The organism is Luteibacter rhizovicinus DSM 16549 (assembly GCF_001887595.1).
GTDB lineage: Bacteria > Pseudomonadota > Gammaproteobacteria > Xanthomonadales > Rhodanobacteraceae > Luteibacter > Luteibacter rhizovicinus.
Genome location: NZ_CP017480.1, coordinates 3,688,543 through 3,707,022, shown reverse-complemented (window position 1 = coordinate 3,707,022; position 18,480 = coordinate 3,688,543). Strand labels below are relative to the sequence as shown.

General features: G+C 65.4%; 16 protein-coding genes. 1 reads left to right on the top strand and 15 read right to left on the bottom strand.

Annotation, left to right across the window (positions count from 1 at the left end; translation table 11 throughout):
* Positions 1-29 precede the first annotated feature (29 nt).
* Positions 30-497: a DUF6328 family protein gene (locus tag BJI69_RS17055; protein ID WP_046966672.1), complete on the top strand. Its 468-nt coding sequence runs from the start codon at positions 30-32 to the stop codon at positions 495-497.
* Here the strand turns inward: BJI69_RS17055 and BJI69_RS17050 are convergent.
* The 15 genes from BJI69_RS17050 to BJI69_RS16980 all read right to left on the bottom strand — a co-directional run bounded on the left by BJI69_RS17050 (position 488) and on the right by BJI69_RS16980 (position 18,372).
* Positions 488-916 (bottom strand): hypothetical protein, encoded by a 429-nt coding sequence (locus BJI69_RS17050; RefSeq protein ID WP_046966671.1) that lies wholly within the window; start codon positions 914-916, stop codon positions 488-490. The genes BJI69_RS17055 and BJI69_RS17050 overlap by 10 nt on opposite strands.
* A gap of 42 nt (positions 917-958) precedes the next feature.
* Positions 959-4,087: an efflux RND transporter permease subunit gene (locus BJI69_RS17045; protein ID WP_046966670.1), complete on the bottom strand. Its 3,129-nt coding sequence runs from the start codon at positions 4,085-4,087 to the stop codon at positions 959-961.
* Positions 4,087-5,178 carry an efflux RND transporter periplasmic adaptor subunit gene (locus tag BJI69_RS17040; RefSeq protein WP_046966669.1) on the bottom strand — a complete coding sequence of 364 codons (1,092 nt, stop codon included), beginning with the start codon at positions 5,176-5,178 and terminating at the stop codon, positions 4,087-4,089. The genes BJI69_RS17045 and BJI69_RS17040 overlap by 1 nt, the downstream gene beginning before the upstream one ends.
* Complete coding sequence (locus BJI69_RS17035; RefSeq protein ID WP_078023263.1) at positions 5,175-6,449, bottom strand: TolC family protein; 1,275 nt, start codon at positions 6,447-6,449, stop codon at positions 5,175-5,177. Before BJI69_RS17035 ends, BJI69_RS17040 begins: the two co-directional genes overlap by 4 nt.
* A 72-nt stretch (positions 6,450-6,521) precedes the next feature.
* Entirely contained in the window at positions 6,522-6,899 is a 378-nt protein-coding gene (locus BJI69_RS17030) for a hypothetical protein (protein WP_125903092.1), read from the bottom strand.
* A 66-nt stretch (positions 6,900-6,965) separates the two neighbouring features.
* Positions 6,966-8,111, bottom strand: a complete 1,146-nt coding sequence (locus BJI69_RS17025) for a GNAT family N-acetyltransferase (RefSeq protein ID WP_046966667.1) — start codon at positions 8,109-8,111, stop codon at positions 6,966-6,968.
* On the bottom strand, positions 8,108-9,655 hold the full coding sequence (locus tag BJI69_RS17020) for an oligosaccharide flippase family protein (protein WP_046966666.1): 1,548 nt from the start codon (positions 9,653-9,655) through the stop codon (positions 8,108-8,110). The genes BJI69_RS17025 and BJI69_RS17020 overlap by 4 nt, the downstream gene beginning before the upstream one ends.
* Positions 9,652-11,376 carry a hypothetical protein gene (locus BJI69_RS17015; protein ID WP_125903091.1) on the bottom strand — a complete coding sequence of 575 codons (1,725 nt, stop codon included), beginning with the start codon at positions 11,374-11,376 and terminating at the stop codon, positions 9,652-9,654. Before BJI69_RS17015 ends, BJI69_RS17020 begins: the two co-directional genes overlap by 4 nt.
* The gene (galE, locus tag BJI69_RS17010) at positions 11,373-12,377 is read right to left on the bottom strand and encodes a UDP-glucose 4-epimerase GalE (protein ID WP_046966665.1); all 1,005 of its coding nucleotides are present in this window, start codon (positions 12,375-12,377) and stop codon (positions 11,373-11,375) included. Before galE ends, BJI69_RS17015 begins: the two co-directional genes overlap by 4 nt.
* Positions 12,374-13,210 (bottom strand): dienelactone hydrolase family protein, encoded by an 837-nt coding sequence (locus BJI69_RS17005; RefSeq protein WP_046966696.1) that lies wholly within the window; start codon positions 13,208-13,210, stop codon positions 12,374-12,376. The genes galE and BJI69_RS17005 overlap by 4 nt, the downstream gene beginning before the upstream one ends.
* Positions 13,210-13,986 (bottom strand): serine aminopeptidase domain-containing protein, encoded by a 777-nt coding sequence (locus tag BJI69_RS17000; protein ID WP_052767063.1) that lies wholly within the window; start codon positions 13,984-13,986, stop codon positions 13,210-13,212. Before BJI69_RS17000 ends, BJI69_RS17005 begins: the two co-directional genes overlap by 1 nt.
* 2 nt (positions 13,987-13,988) lie before the next feature.
* The gene (locus BJI69_RS16995; protein WP_046966664.1) at positions 13,989-15,353 is read right to left on the bottom strand and encodes an outer membrane beta-barrel protein; all 1,365 of its coding nucleotides are present in this window, start codon (positions 15,351-15,353) and stop codon (positions 13,989-13,991) included.
* Positions 15,354-15,416: 63 nt separating this feature from the next.
* Complete coding sequence (locus tag BJI69_RS16990) at positions 15,417-16,199, bottom strand: P-loop NTPase family protein (RefSeq protein ID WP_244465221.1); 783 nt, start codon at positions 16,197-16,199, stop codon at positions 15,417-15,419.
* A 1-nt stretch (position 16,200) separates the two neighbouring features.
* A complete protein-coding gene (locus tag BJI69_RS16985; RefSeq protein WP_425477400.1) occupies positions 16,201-17,658 on the bottom strand; it encodes an XrtA system polysaccharide chain length determinant in 1,458 nt (485 codons plus the stop codon).
* A gap of 87 nt (positions 17,659-17,745) precedes the next feature.
* Positions 17,746-18,372 carry an XrtA/PEP-CTERM system exopolysaccharide export protein gene (locus BJI69_RS16980; protein ID WP_071925007.1) on the bottom strand — a complete coding sequence of 209 codons (627 nt, stop codon included), beginning with the start codon at positions 18,370-18,372 and terminating at the stop codon, positions 17,746-17,748.
* Between the last annotated feature and the right edge of the window lie 108 nt (positions 18,373-18,480).

The window sequence follows — 18,480 nt, the reverse complement described above, 5'->3', positions numbered from 1 at the left end:
ATCATCCAGTCTCCCGACAGGAGGCACCCATGTCTTCATCCTTCGATACCAGAGACGACGACAACGGCGACGGCGACCTGACCGACCTCCTCGGCGAAATACGCGTCCTGTTGCCAGCTGCGCAGCTACTCTCCGGCTTCCTCATCGCCGTTCCCTTCGCGCCGGGGTTTTCCCGGCTGGTCGGCTCCGAGCAGCACATCTTCCTGGCCACCTTCGTCTTCTCGCTGATCAGCCTGGTGATGCTCAGCGGGCCGGCGATCCAGCACCGCCTGATTCGCCCGCTACGCGATCGCGAGCAGTTCAAGGTGATTGCGGGGCGCCAGGTGCTGGCCGGGGCGGTGGCACTCGCCGTCGCCCTCGTGCTCGTCACCCAACTCGTCCTCTCTGCCGTCATGGGCGACACTCTTGGCAACATCGCGGCGGCCGCGCTTGGAACGCTGATTGCCGTGGTCTGGTGGTTCCTGCCCTGGTGGCTACGTGGCAAGGGTCACGTCTGACGCAAGGCGCCGAGGCACGCACCAAAGACGATCCCCGCGCCGCTTCCGAGCACCACCACGCCCGGTAATGCCAACGACCCGCTCCACTGCTCGGGCGCGCTGAACGCCTCGAACATGACGATCCCCAGCACGGCGACGGACAGAAAGGTGACTACCCATAGTCCATACGCCAGCGCTTCGCCGAGAGAGGCGTACTTCAGGAAACCGATCAGGCTCGCCAGGAATGCCGCGGCTCCGATGACGGGAGCACAACGAACGCCTTCGTCACCGACGCACAGCAGCAACGAGCCACCAACCTGCGCCGAACCAAAGCGCAGCAGGACCGGCAGCGTGGCGAATAGCAGGGCCGTCCAGGGAGCCGGATGGCGCCTCGAGAGGGCGGCCGACACGGCGGCGAGTAACCAGTTCTTTCCGTTCATGGGCCGGGAGACTAGAGGTCCCCCGGCCCATGGGCTATCGGATTATTCTGAAAAACGCAGCGGTTTCTCCTCGATGCCATCGGGCCCCGCCGCGGCCAGCCAGTCGTAAAGCACCGGCAGCAGGATCAAGGTCAGCAAGGTCGAGCTGATGAGCCCGCCGACCACGACGGTCGCAAGCGGTCGCTGTGTCTCGGCGCCTACCCCGGTTGAGAGCAACATGGGAAGCAGGCCGAGAATCGCCACGCTCGCCGTCATCAACACCGGCCGCAGCCGCTGGGCCGTACCCGACAGCACGGCGTCACGAACCGACAATCCCGCGGCCCGCCTTCCGTTGAGGAAGCTCACCAGGACGATCCCGTTCAGCATCGCCACGCCGAAGACGGCGATGAAGCCGATCGCCGACGGCACCGACAGGTACTGCCCCGTGATGAACAGCCCTACGACACCGCCGATGATGGCGAACGGCACGTTTGCCAGGACCAGTACCGCATGTCGCGCGGAATGGAACGCCGTGTACAGCAACACGAAGATGAAGAAGATCGTGACCGGAACAATCAGGGCCAGGCGCGTCAAGGCACGTTGCTGGTTCTCGAACGCACCACCCCATGCCGTGTACGAACCCGCAGGCAGCGTGACGTTCGCTGCGATCTTCGCCTCCGCCTCGCGCACGAAACCGTCGATATCGCGGCCACGCACGTCCATCTGGATCACCGCGTAGCGACGCAGGGCTTCACGCCGGATGAAGGAGTAACCCTCGGCCTCGCGCACCTTCGCAACCTGCGACAGTTGCACCAGGGCTCCTCCCGGCGTGCGCAGCGGAATGCGCTCGATCGCCGATAGCGACGCCTTGCTCGCATCATCCAGACGCACGCTGATGTCGAAACGGCGCACCCCATCGAGCAATGCACCCACCGGTTCACCACCGATGCCGTTGCGCACGACCGTCAGCACGTCGTCCGCATTCAGGCCATAGCGGGCAAGTGCGTCGCGATCCACCTCGATGCGTATCTGCGGCTTGCCGACGTTTGCCTCGAGCGACAGGTCGGCCACGCCCGGCACGGTGGCCAGCACGTCCTTCAGTTGCGCACTAACGCGGTCGAGCTGGTCGAGATCGTCACCGTAGATCTTGAGCGCAAGAGTGGCACGGACGCCGGAGATCAGCTCCTCGATACGCATCTGGATCGGCTGCGTATAGCTGACGACGGCCGTGGGGAGGGCATCGGTCAACGCCTCCTGCATCTCCGCTTCGATGGTCTCGAGTGTTTGCCCGTCGCGCCATGCCGAGCGAGGCTTTAGCGGCGTATATACCTCCATATAGTTCACGTCCGCCGTCTCGCCCTTCTCTGCCCGGCCGATCATCGCCAGCGTGGTTTCCACCTCGGGAAACGTCGCCTGGATGCGTTCGGCGACGCGTTTGGACAAGGCGATGGATTCGTCCAGCGACGCGGAAGGAATCGAGGTGATCCGCCACATGATCGCGCCCTCACGGAGGTTGGGCATGAACTCCTTGCCCAGGAACGGAAACAAGGCCACCGCCGCGATCAGCGCAGCCACGGCGATACCGACAACCAAGCGACGTCTTGCCAGCGACCATGCCAAGGCCCGGCCATAACCACGCTTGAGCACGGCGACCAGCCGCGTGTCCCTCTCTTCCTTCGGCTTCAGCAGAAGTGCTGCCAACACCGGGACGAGGGTCAACGACAGCAGGAGGGATCCGCCCATCGCGAAGGCGATGTTGAAGGCCATCGGCTTGAACATCTTCCCTTCCAGCCCCTGCAGACTGAACAACGGCAGGAACACAACGATGATGATCAGGATGGCGAAGGCGACGGGCTGTGCCACCTCACGCGCCGCCGCCAGCACGGCCGCCGTGCGGTCGACGGGCACACCGCTCGCCCCCCGCTCCGCCATGATGCGAAAGGCGTTCTCGACCATGACAACGGCACCGTCGACCATCATGCCGATGCCGATGGCCAGACCCGCCAGCGACATGAGGTTGGCCGACAGTCCTGCCCAGCCCATGCCGATGAAAGCGATAAGCATGGCCAACGGCAAGGTCACGACCACGATCAGGGCGCTGCGCAGCTCTCCAAGGAACAGGAACAGCACGATGGCCACCAGGAGCGAGCCCTCCACCAGGGCGCGCACGGCCGTGCCCACCGCCGCGTCGACCAGATCCGTGCGTTCGTAAACCGGCTTGACCAGGACACCCGGCGGCAGCGCCTTCTTCACCGTGTCCAGCTTGTCCTTGACCGCCTCGACCACACTGCGCGCGTTCTCGTCGATCCGGGCGAGCGCCTGACCCATGACGACTTCCTTGCCATCGCGGGTGACGGCACCGGTGCGCGGCGCTCCCGCTTCCACGACGCTCGCCACGTCACGCACGTAGACCGGTGTACCGTCCGAACTCTTCAGCACGATGTTGCCGATGTCCGACGCGTTTCGGACCAGCCCGAGTCCGCGGACCAGGTACTGCTCCCGACCCACGTCGATGACGTTGCCACCGACTTGCGCATTGTTGGCGTCCAGTGCCTGTATCACCTCCCTGAAACCAAGCCCGTGCGCGATCAGGCGCATGGGATCGATACGTACCTGGAACTGCTTCTCCTGGCCGCCCCAGGAGCTCACGTCGTCCACTCCGGGCGCGGTACGCAGGGCCAGACGCAGTGTCCAGTCCTGCAGCGCACGCAGGTCCATGTCGGAGGGTGCGTCCTTCGACGTGTCGTCAGCGCGCTCGACGGTATACCAGAACACCTGACCGAGGCCGGATGTGTTCGGGCCCATCTCCGGCTTGCCGTAGCCTGCCGGCAAGCGCTCGCCCACCTGTTGCAAGCGCTCGTTGACGAGCTGGCGCGCGAACCAGACATCCATGTCGTCGTCGAAGTAGACCGATACGTAGGACAGTCCGAACAGGCTCACCGAACGGATATCGGCGACCTTGGGCAACCCCGCGAGTGCCGACTCCACGGGCGTGGTGAGTAGCAGCTCCACGTCTTCAGCGGCCAGGCCGGGCGCTTCCGAATACACATTCACCTGTACCGGGGTGACGTCGGGAAAGGCGTCGATGGGCAACTGGCGCAAGGCCTGTACGCCGAGGAAGGCGATACTGGCAAAGGCCAAAATCACCAACAATTTGTACTTGAGCGAGAGTTCGACCAGACGTTCGAGCATCAGTCCTCTCCCAGTTCCGAGCGCAGGATCCGTGCCTTCAGTGCGAAGGCTCCTTCGCGCACGTAGGCCGTACCCTCGGTAACGCCCTGCCGGATCTCCGTCCAGCCGCCTCGCGTCTCGCCCACCTCCACCGGCACGGCGTCGAAGCGACCGGCGCCATTGCCCTGGACGAACAAGGTGGTCTGGTTGCGCAACAGCAACACGGCCTCGGCCGGCACGGCCAGTCGCGGGGTCGTCTCGCCCACGGCGATCCGTGTCTCGACCAGCTCACCGGGATGCAGGAGGTCATCTGGGTTGGCGACCTGCACGCGCAGATCGGTGCGCCGCGTCGTCTCGTCGGTCTGGTGGGAGCGTCCGACCATCTTGCCGGGCAACTCGCGGCCATGGGCAAGCACGGTAACGGCAGCGCCATCGTGGACGCGTTCGGCATCGGAAGGCGACAACCGAGCCTCCACCCATACGCTGTCTTCCGTCACCACGGTGAACAACACGCGGCCCGCTTCGACGCGCTCGCCGACCATGAAGGCATCCGTCACGATCCGGCCCGCGCTTGGCGCGATGAGCTCGAAGTCACCGTTCGCCGCCGCCGAGCCTCGCCGCAATACATTGCCGACCTGGCCATCGGTCAGGCCATACGCACGCAGCCTGGCCCGAGCCTGGTCGCGCTGGACGAGCGCCTCACCGTAGCGTCGTGCGGAAACGGCCTGGGGCCCGAGCGACGACACGCGCTGCCAATCCTGGCTGGCGACGATGAGCTGACCCTGCGTCTCCGCCACCTCCACGCTGGACAGCACGATGAGCGGCTGGCCCTTCGTCACGACATCGCCAAGGCGAGCCTTGCGCGTGACGACCTGCGACGCGACGCGCGGCGACACCAGCACCGTCGCATACGCATCCATCTTCACTTCGCCCGGCGCCTTCAATTCCTCGCCCATCCGCCGCCTGCCCAAGGTGTCGACGACGATTCCCGCCACCTTCATCGCCCGCGCATCCAACACCAGCGCACCGCTCGTTGTGGGAGCCGCTTCAGCGGCGATGCTGTCCGCCAGAACCAGCAGCAACGCCGCAACATGAACATGTATCGTTTTCATCGGCCACTCTCCCCCAAAGACCCATCGATCCAGTCATCGAGCCGACCCGCCGCAGCGAGATAATCGAACCACGCCAGCCAGAGCTGCATCTGCAACGCGAGGCCGGACTGCGCCGTATCGAGGCTCTGGTTGAGCTGCACGAGGTAGTCGGGCGTACTCAATTCGCTCGCCTGCCACAGCCGTTCGAGACCATCGGCCCGTGCATCGAAGCCATCCGCGCCATCGACGCGACTGTCGCGCAGTCCTTCGCTCACGAGTCGCAGCGATTCGTACGTCAACCTCGCCTGCTCCAGCGCGGCATCCGCTTCCATCCGTGCCGTGCGTTGCGCCGCCGTGGCCGCGTCCGCGTCGGCCATCGCCGCGGCGACATCGGCACGCCCGTTGTTTGCGATGGGCAACGGCATGCTGACGGCAATCCCGACGACCTGATCGGTCCGCGCGCCACTACGTACCCGCCCGCCGGTGAGGCTCAACGTCGGATCGGGGCGACGCGCACGATCGGCAACGGCGATCGCTGCCTGCGCGCGTGCCTGCTCCGCCGTGGCCAGACGCATCCCGGGCCGTTCGTCGACCCGGCGGGGAACAGCGATACCCGCCGGTGGCGGCATCCCGTCGATCGGTGCGGGCAGCGAGGTCCCCTGCCCCAACGCAGCAAGCAGGCCCAGGGAACTGGCCTCCTGCCCCGCCAGGGTTGCCTGCCGTATGTGCGCGTCCGCCAGGGCTAGCGCGGCGAGATCCCGCTCGGACGTCGCGATGTCGCCTACGGAAAGACGACGCGCGGCAAGTTCGTCGAAACGCTGCATGAGGGCGACGCGTCGCCTACCCAGGGCACTTTGCCGTGCCGTCCAGGTCGCCGACGTCCAGGCCTTCAGCCAGCGCGAGGCGACATCGCGCCACTGGAGTTCACGCTGGGCCTGCGCCGTGCGCACGGCCGCATCGCTCTCGACGATGCGGGAACGTCGCTTGCCGGAGAGGTCCAGTGGCAAGCTGACGCCGATCGTTCGTCGATCGACGTCGGCGTTCTCGCCCTCGACGGCAAGCGATGGGTTGTAAAGCGGAAGCGCCGCGGCACGGGAACGGGCCCTGGCAGCTTCCACCGTCGCGTCGGCCGCTTCGACTTGCGGGCTGCTGTCGCGCAGCCGAAGCAAGGCATCGCGCACGGCGGGCGGCGCCTTCGTTACGGGGACCCCGGCGACGGCAGGCAGCGAAACGGCGGCGGTGAAAAGGCAAAGACACACAACGCCCCAGGGCGCGTGATGCAGGTATGACATGAGAATTTCCTGAAAACGATCACGAATCGACGCGACCGCTCAGACGAGCGGACGTCGGGCATCGAGAGGTTTTCAGGCGATCGGGGGGCGCTGTGGCGGAACGGCCGGCGAGTCTGGCGCATCGCGCCGCACGTCCAGCAGGAGGATCCCGCCCGGCGCAATCACGTGAAAGGTCAATGCGTCGGGCAAGGTGCAGGGCTGCACGGCAAAGTAGTGGGCATGCAGGCAGACATGGGTTTCCGCCTCGTCGCCGTCGCCATCGCGGTGCGGTTCATCGGCATCCCAGGCGACCGACTGCGCCGACAGGGTCTCGTGCTGCGCATCCACCGCGTGCATCACCCAACGCGGTATGCCCCCCGCTACAACGAGCAGCAGGACGACCATCGCCAGCGCACGAAACGACACCGGATGGCGGCAGAGCAAGCGGCGGATGGTAGGAAGGATGCGCATGAGCGCAAAGAATCGCATGTCCCGCGGTCGATGCAAAGGCGCACCGCTACGTCGATCCGTACCGGACTAAGGCGTGCGCCCTGCCGACTTCTTCCGTGCCCTGTCCTGACGAACGCGATGAATACCCTGGTACAACCACCGGACAGGCCCGTAGGCACGGAACCCTGCGGTGGCTCGCGTCGCACGCACGACATACAGCGATCCACAGGCTTCGCTACGGCTGGCCAGTACGCGTTTGTACTGGTTATCGCCGTAGCCGAAGCTGATCCGCACGCCGGGGAAACGGTCGATCAGGGCGCGGATCGCCTGGAAGGTCGCGACCGAGCCGATGCCTACCTTGGCGACCTCCTCGTCGTAGCCGAGGTCGTCAACCAGATAGGTGCCGCCGAGCAGGTAGCCATGCACATAGGCCAGTGGCCTGCCCTCTTTCACGACCACGTGACCGATCAACTGCCCGGCCGCGGCGAGACGCATGAACAGCGCGACGCGTTCGGGTGCTTCCCAGTCGGTCGGCAGGTCCGCGTGGTGCCAGGTACGTGCGTAAACCTCGTTCATCAGGCGGCAGTAGGTCGGCATGTCTTCCGGACGATCGAACGTCTGCAAGGCCGCGTCGCCGCCGAGCTTGCGATACGCGCGTCCGACGCGCTGCGTGAGGTCGCCTCGCTTCTTCGCATCGAATCCCGACAGCCACATCTCCGACGACGCCTGCGGCTCGATCGACCACTGCACCTGGTCGAGCAGGTGCGCAGCGACGATGCGGAATCCGCCACCGCGTGACAGCGCCTCGGCGAAGCCATTCGGCAGTTCGGCCTCCTGGATCCGAACAACGCTGACGTCGTTGTCGCCCATCAACTGGCGGGTCACCACCAAGGCAACGGTTTCACGATCCGCCTCTGCGGCCACGATGCCCGAGCCGAGCAGGCGCAGCGCCGCACCGCGATACAGACGCAGACGGCGGCCGGCCAGGTCGAGCCGCGCCGTGTGAATGATCGCCAGCAAGGGCGCGTAGCCGGCAATGTGCCCGACGCTGTCACGCACCACGATCACGTGCGGCACCGTGCCGTCGTGCCGGCTCTCGACTTCGTAGGCGATCCAGTCCGGATGCTGCACGATGCCACTCGCCGCACCGGGAAGCTCCGCGACGGCCGCCAGCTCGTCGCGCATGGCACGCAATTCGTCGACCGTATGCAGGATCACGCTCAGGTAGGTCATGGACTGGCCTTCGCCGCGGGCGGCTGGACAACGTTGAGGGCGCGAATGAACAGACGGCCTGGTGGGCCGAGGCGACGGCTGATGCCGGCCATCAGCAGCAGGTCGTCACTCGTCCAGTAACGGACGACGACACTCATCGGTGCATAGATCGCCGTGAACACGAACGCGCCGACGAAAAAGCCCAGCCGGGACGGCGTAGCCACGGTGACGGCCCACGCCGCGGCAGTCGCCACGAGACCGACTGCGAAGAGGCGCGCCATGGCCGCCACCGGGAGCGCTCCGCTGGTCGCCTTGCGCAGGTAGTGGATGGCCAGGGCCATTTCGACGATGCGCGTGGCAGCGTACGTCACCACCGCTCCCGCAAGACCGAACGTGGGAATCAGCGCGATGCCGAACACCGCGTTGGCGACTACCGAGACACTGGCGATGCGGATGCGATCGTCCTGGCGGTCCACCACGGTCTGGAACGCCGCGATGCCATTGCCGATCAACAACAGGCCGCCGAGGACCAGGGTCGCCTCGATCGCGGGAATCGCGTCGATATAACGGTTGCCGTACATGAGTCTGACGATCTCGGGCGTGGTCACCAGGCCGAGGCCGGCGATGGCGATGCCCACCGCCCAATAGAACCGGGTCGCTTCGGAAAGGAAGCGCGCCGCGCGCGCCGTGCCGCTTTCGCCGAAGGTCTTCGCCATGTAAGGCAGCAAGGTCGAGGTAAGGCCCACCGAGAACAGCTGCACGGCGCCACGGGTCAAGGTGCCGGCGATCGCGAAGTAGCCCACCGCGACCGACCCCGAGAAGGTATTCAGCAGGAAGACCTCGATCGTGCCGACGCGGAACGACCCCATCAGTACCAGCACCGCCGTGAGCTTGAGATGCCGATTGACCCGCGCATTCGTCGCCGGCGGAATCGGGCCGGACGCGAACGGCCGGCAGTAGTGCCGGAACGACAGACGGTTGATCAGGTTGAGCAGCAGGCAGGCAACAGCGAACAGGGCGACGAAGGTGATCAGGTCCGCGTGCCATACCATGGCGCCGAGGACGAACAGCATGCCGACGATACCGGCCGCCACCGTGGCAATCGCTTCCGGCTCGAAGCGCTCCTGGCCCTTGCCGATGGCGACGAGTACCGCGTAGTTCGACTTGGCCACGACGGCGATCACGACCAGACCGACGATCGGTAGAAACGACGTGCCCCATTCCGCGGGACTGACGATCAGGGCGATCAACGCGAACAGACTGATCACGAGCAGCGAGCTGAGGGTCTGGATGCGCGAGAAACGCGCGGCCAGGCTCGACGCGAGGTCGGGATCGCCCATGCCGTCGGCTTCAGCGATAAACTTGGTCGACGAGGTGGTTAGCGCATGGTTGGAACAGACGATCAGCCAACCGCACAGCCACACGGTGAACGCGTAGCGACCGAAGTCCGCCGGCCCGAGGGAGCGAGCGATCCATACGCTCATCAGCAGGCCGAGCGCGTATTCGATATACGTCGACACCGTGACGATACCGATGCTGCGCAAGACGGCGACGCGGCGGTTCATGGCGCGCTACCGGATGCGTTCGCCGCATGCGCCAGGCCGGCACCGGCTGGCTGCTTCATCATCCACTGCGCCACGCCGGCGCCGCGATTATTCCAGTTGAAGCGACGCAAGGTGTCCGAAATGGACGCGCAAGAGTCACTGTACGACGATGCAATCGCCGCGAAGCGTTTTTTCAGCGCCGCGGCCTTCACCGGATCTTTCTCAAAGTAATACGCCGCGGCCACAGCGAGCCCGAGCTCCACGGTGTGCCCGTCGCTGTACCAGCCTTCCGACTCCTGGATCTTGGTCAAGGCCTCGGTCTTCGCCTTGGACGAGGACCAGTACCAGGCGATCTGTCCGCCCCCGCCGGAACAGCCGTTACGCCAGTCGTGCGGATTGACCAACAGGGACGGGTCGATCCAGCCGTAGCGCTCCAGATAGCCGCCGAAGGCCGTCAGCATCGGCGGAATACGTGCGTCCCCCGTCACCAGCCACGCGTGCCACAAGCCGTCGACGATGTTCTCGCTCATCCACGGCGAAGCACCACGTACGTCGTCCTTGCCGCCGCGATCGTTCTCGTGGATGTTCCAGCTGTTCCGCCAGGAGCCGTCGTCGCCAAGGCCATCGGGATTGGCGCGCTGGTGCTCGCTCAGCCAGCCGACGCGCGCTTCGATTCGCTCGCGGTAACGTGCGTCACCGGTGAGTTCGAAGGCGGCCACCGTTTCGATCAGGCCGAGACCGGCAAGGCGTTCGGTGAAGTAGTCGTCGGCGTGTTTGTACGGCCCTGGCGCGCCGTTCCAGCCGCCACTGGCCCACAGGTCGGCCATCTTCCCGACCGTCGCCGCATCGTGCATCGAATCGTCGCCAGTGAGTGCGACGGCGAGCAGGATCGGTTCGATGTAAACGTATTTGACGTCGCAGGGCTTCTCGTCCGGCAGCCAGCCGCCACCGCAGCTCGGGCTCTCCGGTGCGCCATCGCGCTTGATGCCTGCCATGTACCAGCGGTAGCTCGCTTCGGCCGCCTCGAGGTAATCGGCGCGACCCGTCCGCACATAGGCCTTGAACAGGGTCGACGGCCGATCGAACAACCACGCCGTGGTGTCCTTGACCGGCAGTGCCGCCGCCCATTTGAACTGGGCGTCGACGTATCGGGCATAAGGCTCGTCGTGCGCGGCAACCGATTGCGGGCCGGCGATCAGGGACGCGGTGAGCCACTCCGGCGTCAGCGTGCCGATGGCAGCCAGACGATTCTTGATCAGCCCCCGCGCGTATGGCCACGCCGGAAGTTCCGCCGTGCGCGCCTCGCCCAGAGCGAAGTAGTACGTGCCCGGCGCCGCCATGAACTCCGCGCGCACGGCGCGCAGGCTGCCGTCCCGGTCGTGCCAGGTGAGCATGCGCGTGACCGACGCAGGCACCTCCTTCCCATGGCTGTCGAGAATGCGCAGGTGACCCGTGTCGCGAAGAACGCCCGGCGGTAACGGAATTCCCACCGACAAGGGAAGCTCGTCACCCTGCCCGGCGACGCGCTTCACCTCGATACGCTGCGCGGCGACCATGCTGGCATCGGCCGACCGCGCGCCTTCCGAGGCCAGCGACGCGGCCAGGGCAAGCAGGCAGCCGATCACGAACAGCACATGGCGAGCCTGTCTGGACACGGCAGCCGACACGCCAGCCTGCATGGCGTCGCCATCGCGCGATGCGCGCCTGCGCCGGCGCAACGACAGGTGCGACGACATGCTCATGCCACGGACGCGGTGGGCAGGTTCGCGCCAGCCAGGTGGTACTCCCAGGTCAGCGCGGTGCGCACGATGAAGTCGAGGTCGTCGTAACGTGGTGTCCAGCCGAGCTCCTGTCGCAGGCGATCGCTGCAGGCGATCAGCTTGGGAATATCGCCCGGGCGCCTTGGCAGTTCGATCACGTTGAGCGCGTGGCCTCCGACGCGAGCCACCGCATCGACGACTTCGCGAACGCTGTAGCCATGGCCGTAACCACAGTTGAGCGTCAACGACGCGCCGCCATCGCGCAGATGATCCAGGGCGCGCAAGTGCGCGGCCGCCAGATCCTCCACATGGATATAGTCGCGCACGCCGGTGCCGTCGGGTGTGTCGTAGTCGGTACCGTAGATCGACACCGAACGACGCTTGCCGACCGCGTGCTCGCAGGCCACCTTGATCAGAAGGGTCGCTTCCGGTGTCGAATGGCCGATCCGACCCAACGGGTCGCAGCCGGCGACGTTGAAATACCGCAGGATCACATGGCGCACGGCACCGGTCGCCGACCAGTCACGCAACATCGTTTCCGACATCAGCTTGGACGTGCCGTAAGGGTTGATCGGCCGCGTCTGGGTGTTCTCGTCGGCCACACCCGCGTCGGTCGTGCCGTAAACGGCTGCCGTCGATGAGAAGATGAACTTGTCCACACCGGCCTGCGCGCAGCAGGCCAGCAGGTTACGCGTGTTGCAGGTGTTGTTGCCGTAATACTTGAGCGGATCGCTCATGGATTCCGGCACCACCGTATGCGCAGCGAAGTGAAGTACGGCGTCGACCTGGTACGTCTCCAGGGTCCGCGAGACGAGGTCGCAATCGCCGACATTGCCCTCGACGAAGGCCGCGCCACGCACGGCTTCTCGAAAACCGGTGGAGAGGTTGTCGATCACCACCACGCGATCGCCGCGGGCGACGAGTTGCTGCACCGTGTGGCTGCCGATATAACCCGCGCCGCCGGTGACCAGGACCGTGTTCATGAATGCCTCCCGGCGCTTGCCGGCGGGAAGTTGCGTGAGAGCCAGCCACCGATGCCATCGAGCAGGCGCGCACGATCGCCGGTGAGAATGTAGGTGTGATCGGTCTCCGCGGCGTAGCGCGTGGTCACGGCCGGATGGCTCATCACCTTGCCGAAGCACTCGCGAAACTGCCGCGCGTGATTGAAGTAATTGCTGATGCCCCCGGAATAGACCAGGTAAAGCTTCATGCCCCGGTTCACCATGCCGGTGAAATCCGCAATCACTTCCTCGCGAGGGGCCGGCGCCACGGCAAAAATGGGCTGGGCCTCCGCCTTGGGCGCGGCGGGTTGACTGCCGGTGCGTTGCATCAACCGACGCGCCCAACGCGCCGGATCGACCAGGCGCGGCAAGTAATGCCGAAGCTTGTAGCCCAGCGTGCGATACGCGTAGCCATCGAGGAAGACGGCACCCGACACGCGGGGATCGGTAGCAGCGACCACGTGCGCATTCTGCGCACCGGAACACAGCCCGACCAGGACAAAGCGCTCGCAGCCCGCGCGCTCGGCCAGCAGTTTCATGGCGTCGTCGACATCGCTACAGACCGCCTGCGTCCGTGTCTGCTGCCCGCCACTGGCGGCACTGTCGCCGAGTGTCGACAGATCGAAGCGCAGGGTCGGATAGCCGGCCGCGTTGAGCTGGCGAGTCAATTCCACATGCAGGCGAAACGGGCCGATGCGATGTACCAGGCCGGCGTTGAGCACGATCACGCCTGTCTCGCCGGCCGGCCCCTGGGGGATACCGGCGATACCGACCAGATGTCGGGCGCGACCAAAACGATGGGCTTCCTCGCGCATCATGCGACCTCCTTCAGGCGGCCCGTCACCGCCTGGATGAGCGGATGCGAAAGAATCGCGCTCTCCAACCGTTCGAGGTCATCCCATGGTGTCGGCGGCACGATCGTCGCCACCTTGCCGCGGTGGGAAACGATCCGTTCCCAATGCGACGCCGGTGACGCCGCCGTGGAATCGAGCACCAGGGTGGGCACATGGGCCGTGCCCACGCGCAGTGCGGAAAGCTGGCGGCGAAGCGTCTCGCCGATGTCGAAGCCCAGCCATTGTTCGGCCACGTCGCTGTGGCTGCGCGGCCGGGTGAAGCGACCGGCGTCCTCGCGCAAGGCGGCCTGCATGGCGTCCAGAGCAGCCACGTACTGATCGCCATCGAGCACCGGATCCCAGGCGATCACCTCGCTGAAGCGCGCCTGTGCCGCAGCGGACAAGGCGACGCTGCCACCCAGCCGCGCGCCGAAGGCGACGATACGGTCGACGCCGGCGCGTCGGCGAAGCTCCGCGGCCGCCATCGCCGCGTCGCTCACGCAGCGCTCCCAATCCACCTCGGCACTGTCGCCGGCGGAGTCACCGGTACCGTTATAGTCGAAACGAAGCACAGCCATGCCCTGCTCGGCCAGCGACTGCGCCAGTTGCCGGTAGAGCCGGTGGCAGCGAATCAGGTCCTGCCCCAGCGGCGGGCACATCAGGATGGCGCGTCGCGCCGGCACGGACGGCGTGTGGTACATGCCGAACAGACCGGCATCCGGGCCAAAGAAGAACGGCATGTCAGCATCCAGACGCATCGTTATCTCCGGTAGACCACGCCGATGAAGAATTCGGTTTCTCGATAGCTCTGGCCCACCGCGTCGCTGGTCCGGCGCTCGCGCGCCACCGACGCATGCCAGGTCCAGTGCCGATTCACCTGCTGACCCAGGTCCAGGCCCAGGCGAACGGTCTTGTCGGTGCGGTCGAAACTGTCGTACTTGGTGCGGTCGTAAGTCCCGAACCCGGTGAGCGTGAGTGTCGGCTTGAGTCGGTAGCTCACGCCGGCGCTGACACCCTTGCCGGTCTGATTGAAGGTGTTGTCATCGAGGTAGCGAAGCTGGCTGTATGACGGCGATACCGTCACGCCCAGGCGCGGCTGCTGCCACACCCAGGTCGCCTCGAAGCGTTTTTCCTTGTACACGTCCGAGCCGATGACGGCGCTGCCGACACCGATGCCCGTCGACGAACCGCGACCGAGTCCGCCCGTGTTCGCGAAAGGATCGATCGCTTCAGTGCGATTGGCCGAGGCCCCGCTGGCGGCGAACAGTCCCGGGGTCGTGATGATGTCTTGCGCGGCGTCCGCGTACTGGTAGATACCCGCGACGCTCAGCGAGTTCTCGGTCGAGGGCTGCCAGCCGATCTGTATCCGCGCCAGCGGCGCAGTCGCATTACGGCCCTGGTCGAAGCTCAGGCGCGTGCCGCCGAGCAGGATGTCCGCGTCGAAATGCGCCAGGTTGCTCGTGTAACGCAGGTAAGCCTCCTTGCGATCGTAATTCTCGCTGGAGGGCTGCTTATCGAAGTCCACCCGCTGGAACTCGACATTGCCCGACAGTGTGTCGGTCGGGTTCAGATCGCGATACAGCCGAAGCGCGGCAAGGCCACGCGTCGAATCGAACTCGTCCACCTTCGAGGCGTAGCTGTCGATGTAACGCAGCTCCACCTGGGCGCGCGTGGCATCGCCGAAGCGCATGCGGAAGGTCGGTCCGAACAGAACGACGTTGGTCTGCTGCTCGTTATTCGGGGAATTCGCCGACAGCTGATCCACCGGCTGCACACCCGCATAGTCCTCGAGGGAAAAGTCCAGGCGTTCGGGTATCGCCGTCCAGTTGGCCTGGGCCGCCAACTGGGTCTGGGTCTGCGAATCGAAATCGTTTTGCAGGTACTTTCGGTACTCGAGCGTACCGGCCACGTTGGCCTGGAAGGTCGAGCCGAACTGGGTGTACTGGAAGGTCGTGCCGGGGGTGAAGACGGTCTCGCTGATCGGCCGATCGGACGACAACGCGATATTGTTGCTGTGTTCCAGTCCTGCATAGAGCGTGTAGTCGAAGGTACCCGCGAGCGCCATGGTGGGTGCCGACGCGAGCCCGATCACGATCGCACGGGCGAGCCTTGTCGATGCCGGCATGTTCCCTCCCTTAGCCCCTGTGTCCGTGGAACGCCTGCCGGTCGTTCCACGCGAGCGTCGTCCTTACGGCGACTGATTGAAAACCACGCCCGCGAGCTTGGCGGGATCGAAATTGGCGACGGCCTGGTTGATCGAGGCCGGCGTGTCCCGCCCATAGCCCGCGACGATGACGACGAAGTCGGCGAGATCCGCGAGGATGCGTGCATCCGGCGAGCCCTTGACCGGTGGGCCATCGAGGAAGAGGTAGCGGTCGGGATAGCGACAGCGCAGCGAGTCGAGCACCGCGCGCATCCGGAACGAGGAGAAATACTCGCCGCTGTTTTCGCGCGATTTGCCCGCCGGAATCAGGCGCAGGCGCGGCACCCCCGTGTGGTACATGATCGACGCGATGCCGCGCGAGGGATGTTCGAGGAAGTCGATGAGCCCACCGGTCCGCGGCTCGATTCCCAACGCCTTGTGCTGGTTCGGATAACGCAGGTTGCAGTCCATCAACAGGCTGGTCTTGGCCTCGTCGAAGGCGAAGGCCGCTGCCAGGTTGCGGGTGACGAAGCTGCCGCCCGAACGTGGGCTCACGGCCACCACGAGCGTGATGAAGTTGCTCTCGCCGGCCATCTCGAGCAGCCGTGTGCGGATACCGCGGAAGGCATCCGACTGCTGCCGCACGGACTCCTCGCGATGGATCAGGCGCTTGCGCTCGCAGTCGATCGGCGCCAGTGCGCCAGCCTCCTCACGCATCCGCGCGATCGAGTGGTTGGGGGTCGCATGCGCGTCACCGTGGTGGGGATCGCCATGATGGTCGGAGAGCATGTCGCTGAATTCGGTGTTGTTCGCGGCCATTTTGTTCATGTCAGCCCTTCATCCTCATCCAGAACAGCAGCAGGTACACCGCACCGACGCCGGCGACGATCAGGCCGAGCACCATGTTTTGCAGGTGGTCGCGCCGACGGTCACGTGGCGTCGGGTAGAACGGAATCGACGCGAGTACCGGGAAACCCGTCGCGCGCTCGAGCTGACCGACCGAGCGGACGCGTGGATCGAAGCGAGCCACCGCGAAGAGCAGGCCGAAGGGGATAGCCAGGGAAAGCGCCAACCCGGCCAGGCCGAAGTGCATGAAGCGGAGGCCCGACGGCACCAGCGGCATGACCGCCGGGTTCTGCACGAGGAAGGTCAGGCCTCGCTGCTCGGCGTCCAGGTTCATCGACACGCGGGCGTTCTCACGACGTTTCAGGAGGTCCTGGTAGACATCGCGATTGACGTTGTAGTCGCGGGTGAGCTCGGCGATGACATTTTCCGAACTGGCAATACGCTTGCTGCGTTCGAGTTCGGACTGGAGCATGGATTCGCTGGCGCCCACCCGGGCTGCGCTGGCGGCGGCATCGCCGCGGACGGCGGACAGCTGCAGACGCATCTGCTGGTACACCGGGTTCATCGTCGTCGAATGATCGATCGGCATCGGGCCGCCTGCCGCGCGCTGCGCATCGGCCGTCTGTGCCTGCTTGCGGACGTCTTCGATCTGGTGGCGCAGGCGGATCACGTCGGGGTAGTCGTCGGTGTAGTTGAGCAGCAGCTTGTCCAGCTGGCCCTGCAGATCGCCCAGCTGCGTCGTATAGATGCCACCCACCGTCTGCACCGCGTTGACCTCGGACTCGCCGTTGATCTGCGAGGCGAGCGCCGCGGCTTGCGACTGCTTCTGCATGTAATCCATGCGATTGTTTTCGATCTGCGTACGCAGCTGGCTGATTCGCGAGCTGGTTTCCACATCGTTGCCCGGACGCGCATCGGCGTTGGCGTCGCGGTATGCCTTGAGCTTGCCCTCGGCATCGGTCAGCTTGCCGCGATACGCCTCGACCTGGCTGTTGATGAACTCGTAGGCCTCGCGACTTTCGCGCTGCTTGGACGCCAGGCTTTCGCTGATGAACAGCTGGCCGAACGCACGCGTGACTTCGAAAGCGCGCTTTGGATCCGAGTCGAAATAGGTGATCGTGATCAGGTTTTCGCGGTTGTTGATGATCTTGGTGCGGCCCTTGATCCCTTCGATGATCTTGTCGCGCTCAAGCGCCGTCGGGCTGTTCGCCAGCCAGCCTCCGCCACGCAGCACCTCGTCGAGTACGCGACGGCTGAAGATCACGTCGCGGGCGATGCCGGCACGGTTCTTGTTACCCGTGGCCGATGCGGCGCCTTCCATCAGCGGCGTGATGATGCTGCTTTCCTCGGCGAGGATCGTCGTCGATGCCTCGTATTTCTTCGGCCAGACCATGCCGACGCCGAGAGCGAGCAAGGCGATCACCGCGAAGATCACGCCCATCGCCACGCGACGCCTGCGTGCTTCACCGATCAGTGCGGGCAGGATGCCCGTGAAAGGAACAAGTTCCCCGCTCATCACATACCCCTGTCAGAAAGCGCGCTGCGGTACCGTAATCACGTCGCCGGGCTGTACCGGGTAATTGTTCTTCAGGTCGCCCTGCTGCAGGATCTTCTGCAGTTGCACGGCATAGGCCTGGGTCGAGCCGCCCTCGTTGCGCCGATAGAGTTCGGTGCGGTCGGGTGCGGCGAATTCCGTCGTGCCACCGGCGGCAAGCACGGCATCGAGCACGGTCATGCCCTGCCGATACGGGATCGAGATCGGACTGCGCACGGCACCGGTCACCCGGACGCGGGACAGGTACTCATGGCTGCGCAGTGCCGTGAGGATCACGGCGACCTGCGGGTCGCGGATGTATTGCGCGAGCTTCTGCTGGATCTCCGCACCGACCTGATCGGTGGTGCGTCCACCGGCGGCGATATCGCCCACCAGGGGTACGGTGACCTTGCCATCGGGTCGTACCGGCACGCTGACACTGAGGTCCGGGTTATGCCAGACCGTCACCTGCAACTGGTCGTCGACACCGATCAGATAGGCATCGACCACCGGACTGGCGGCGTCCATCTTCGGCGGTGCCGAGGTAATTCCGCCTGTCGCGCATGCCGTCAGCATGACGGTGGCGACGAGTGTCGCGACGCGGTTCCAACGCTTGATCATGACACTTGCCCCTGTGACTTCGCTCGGTCGGTATCGTCGGGTCGATAGGGGTCCACGTCCATTCCAACAGCCCGCCTATGCCATTCGACCGACGCGCTTAAGCTTGCG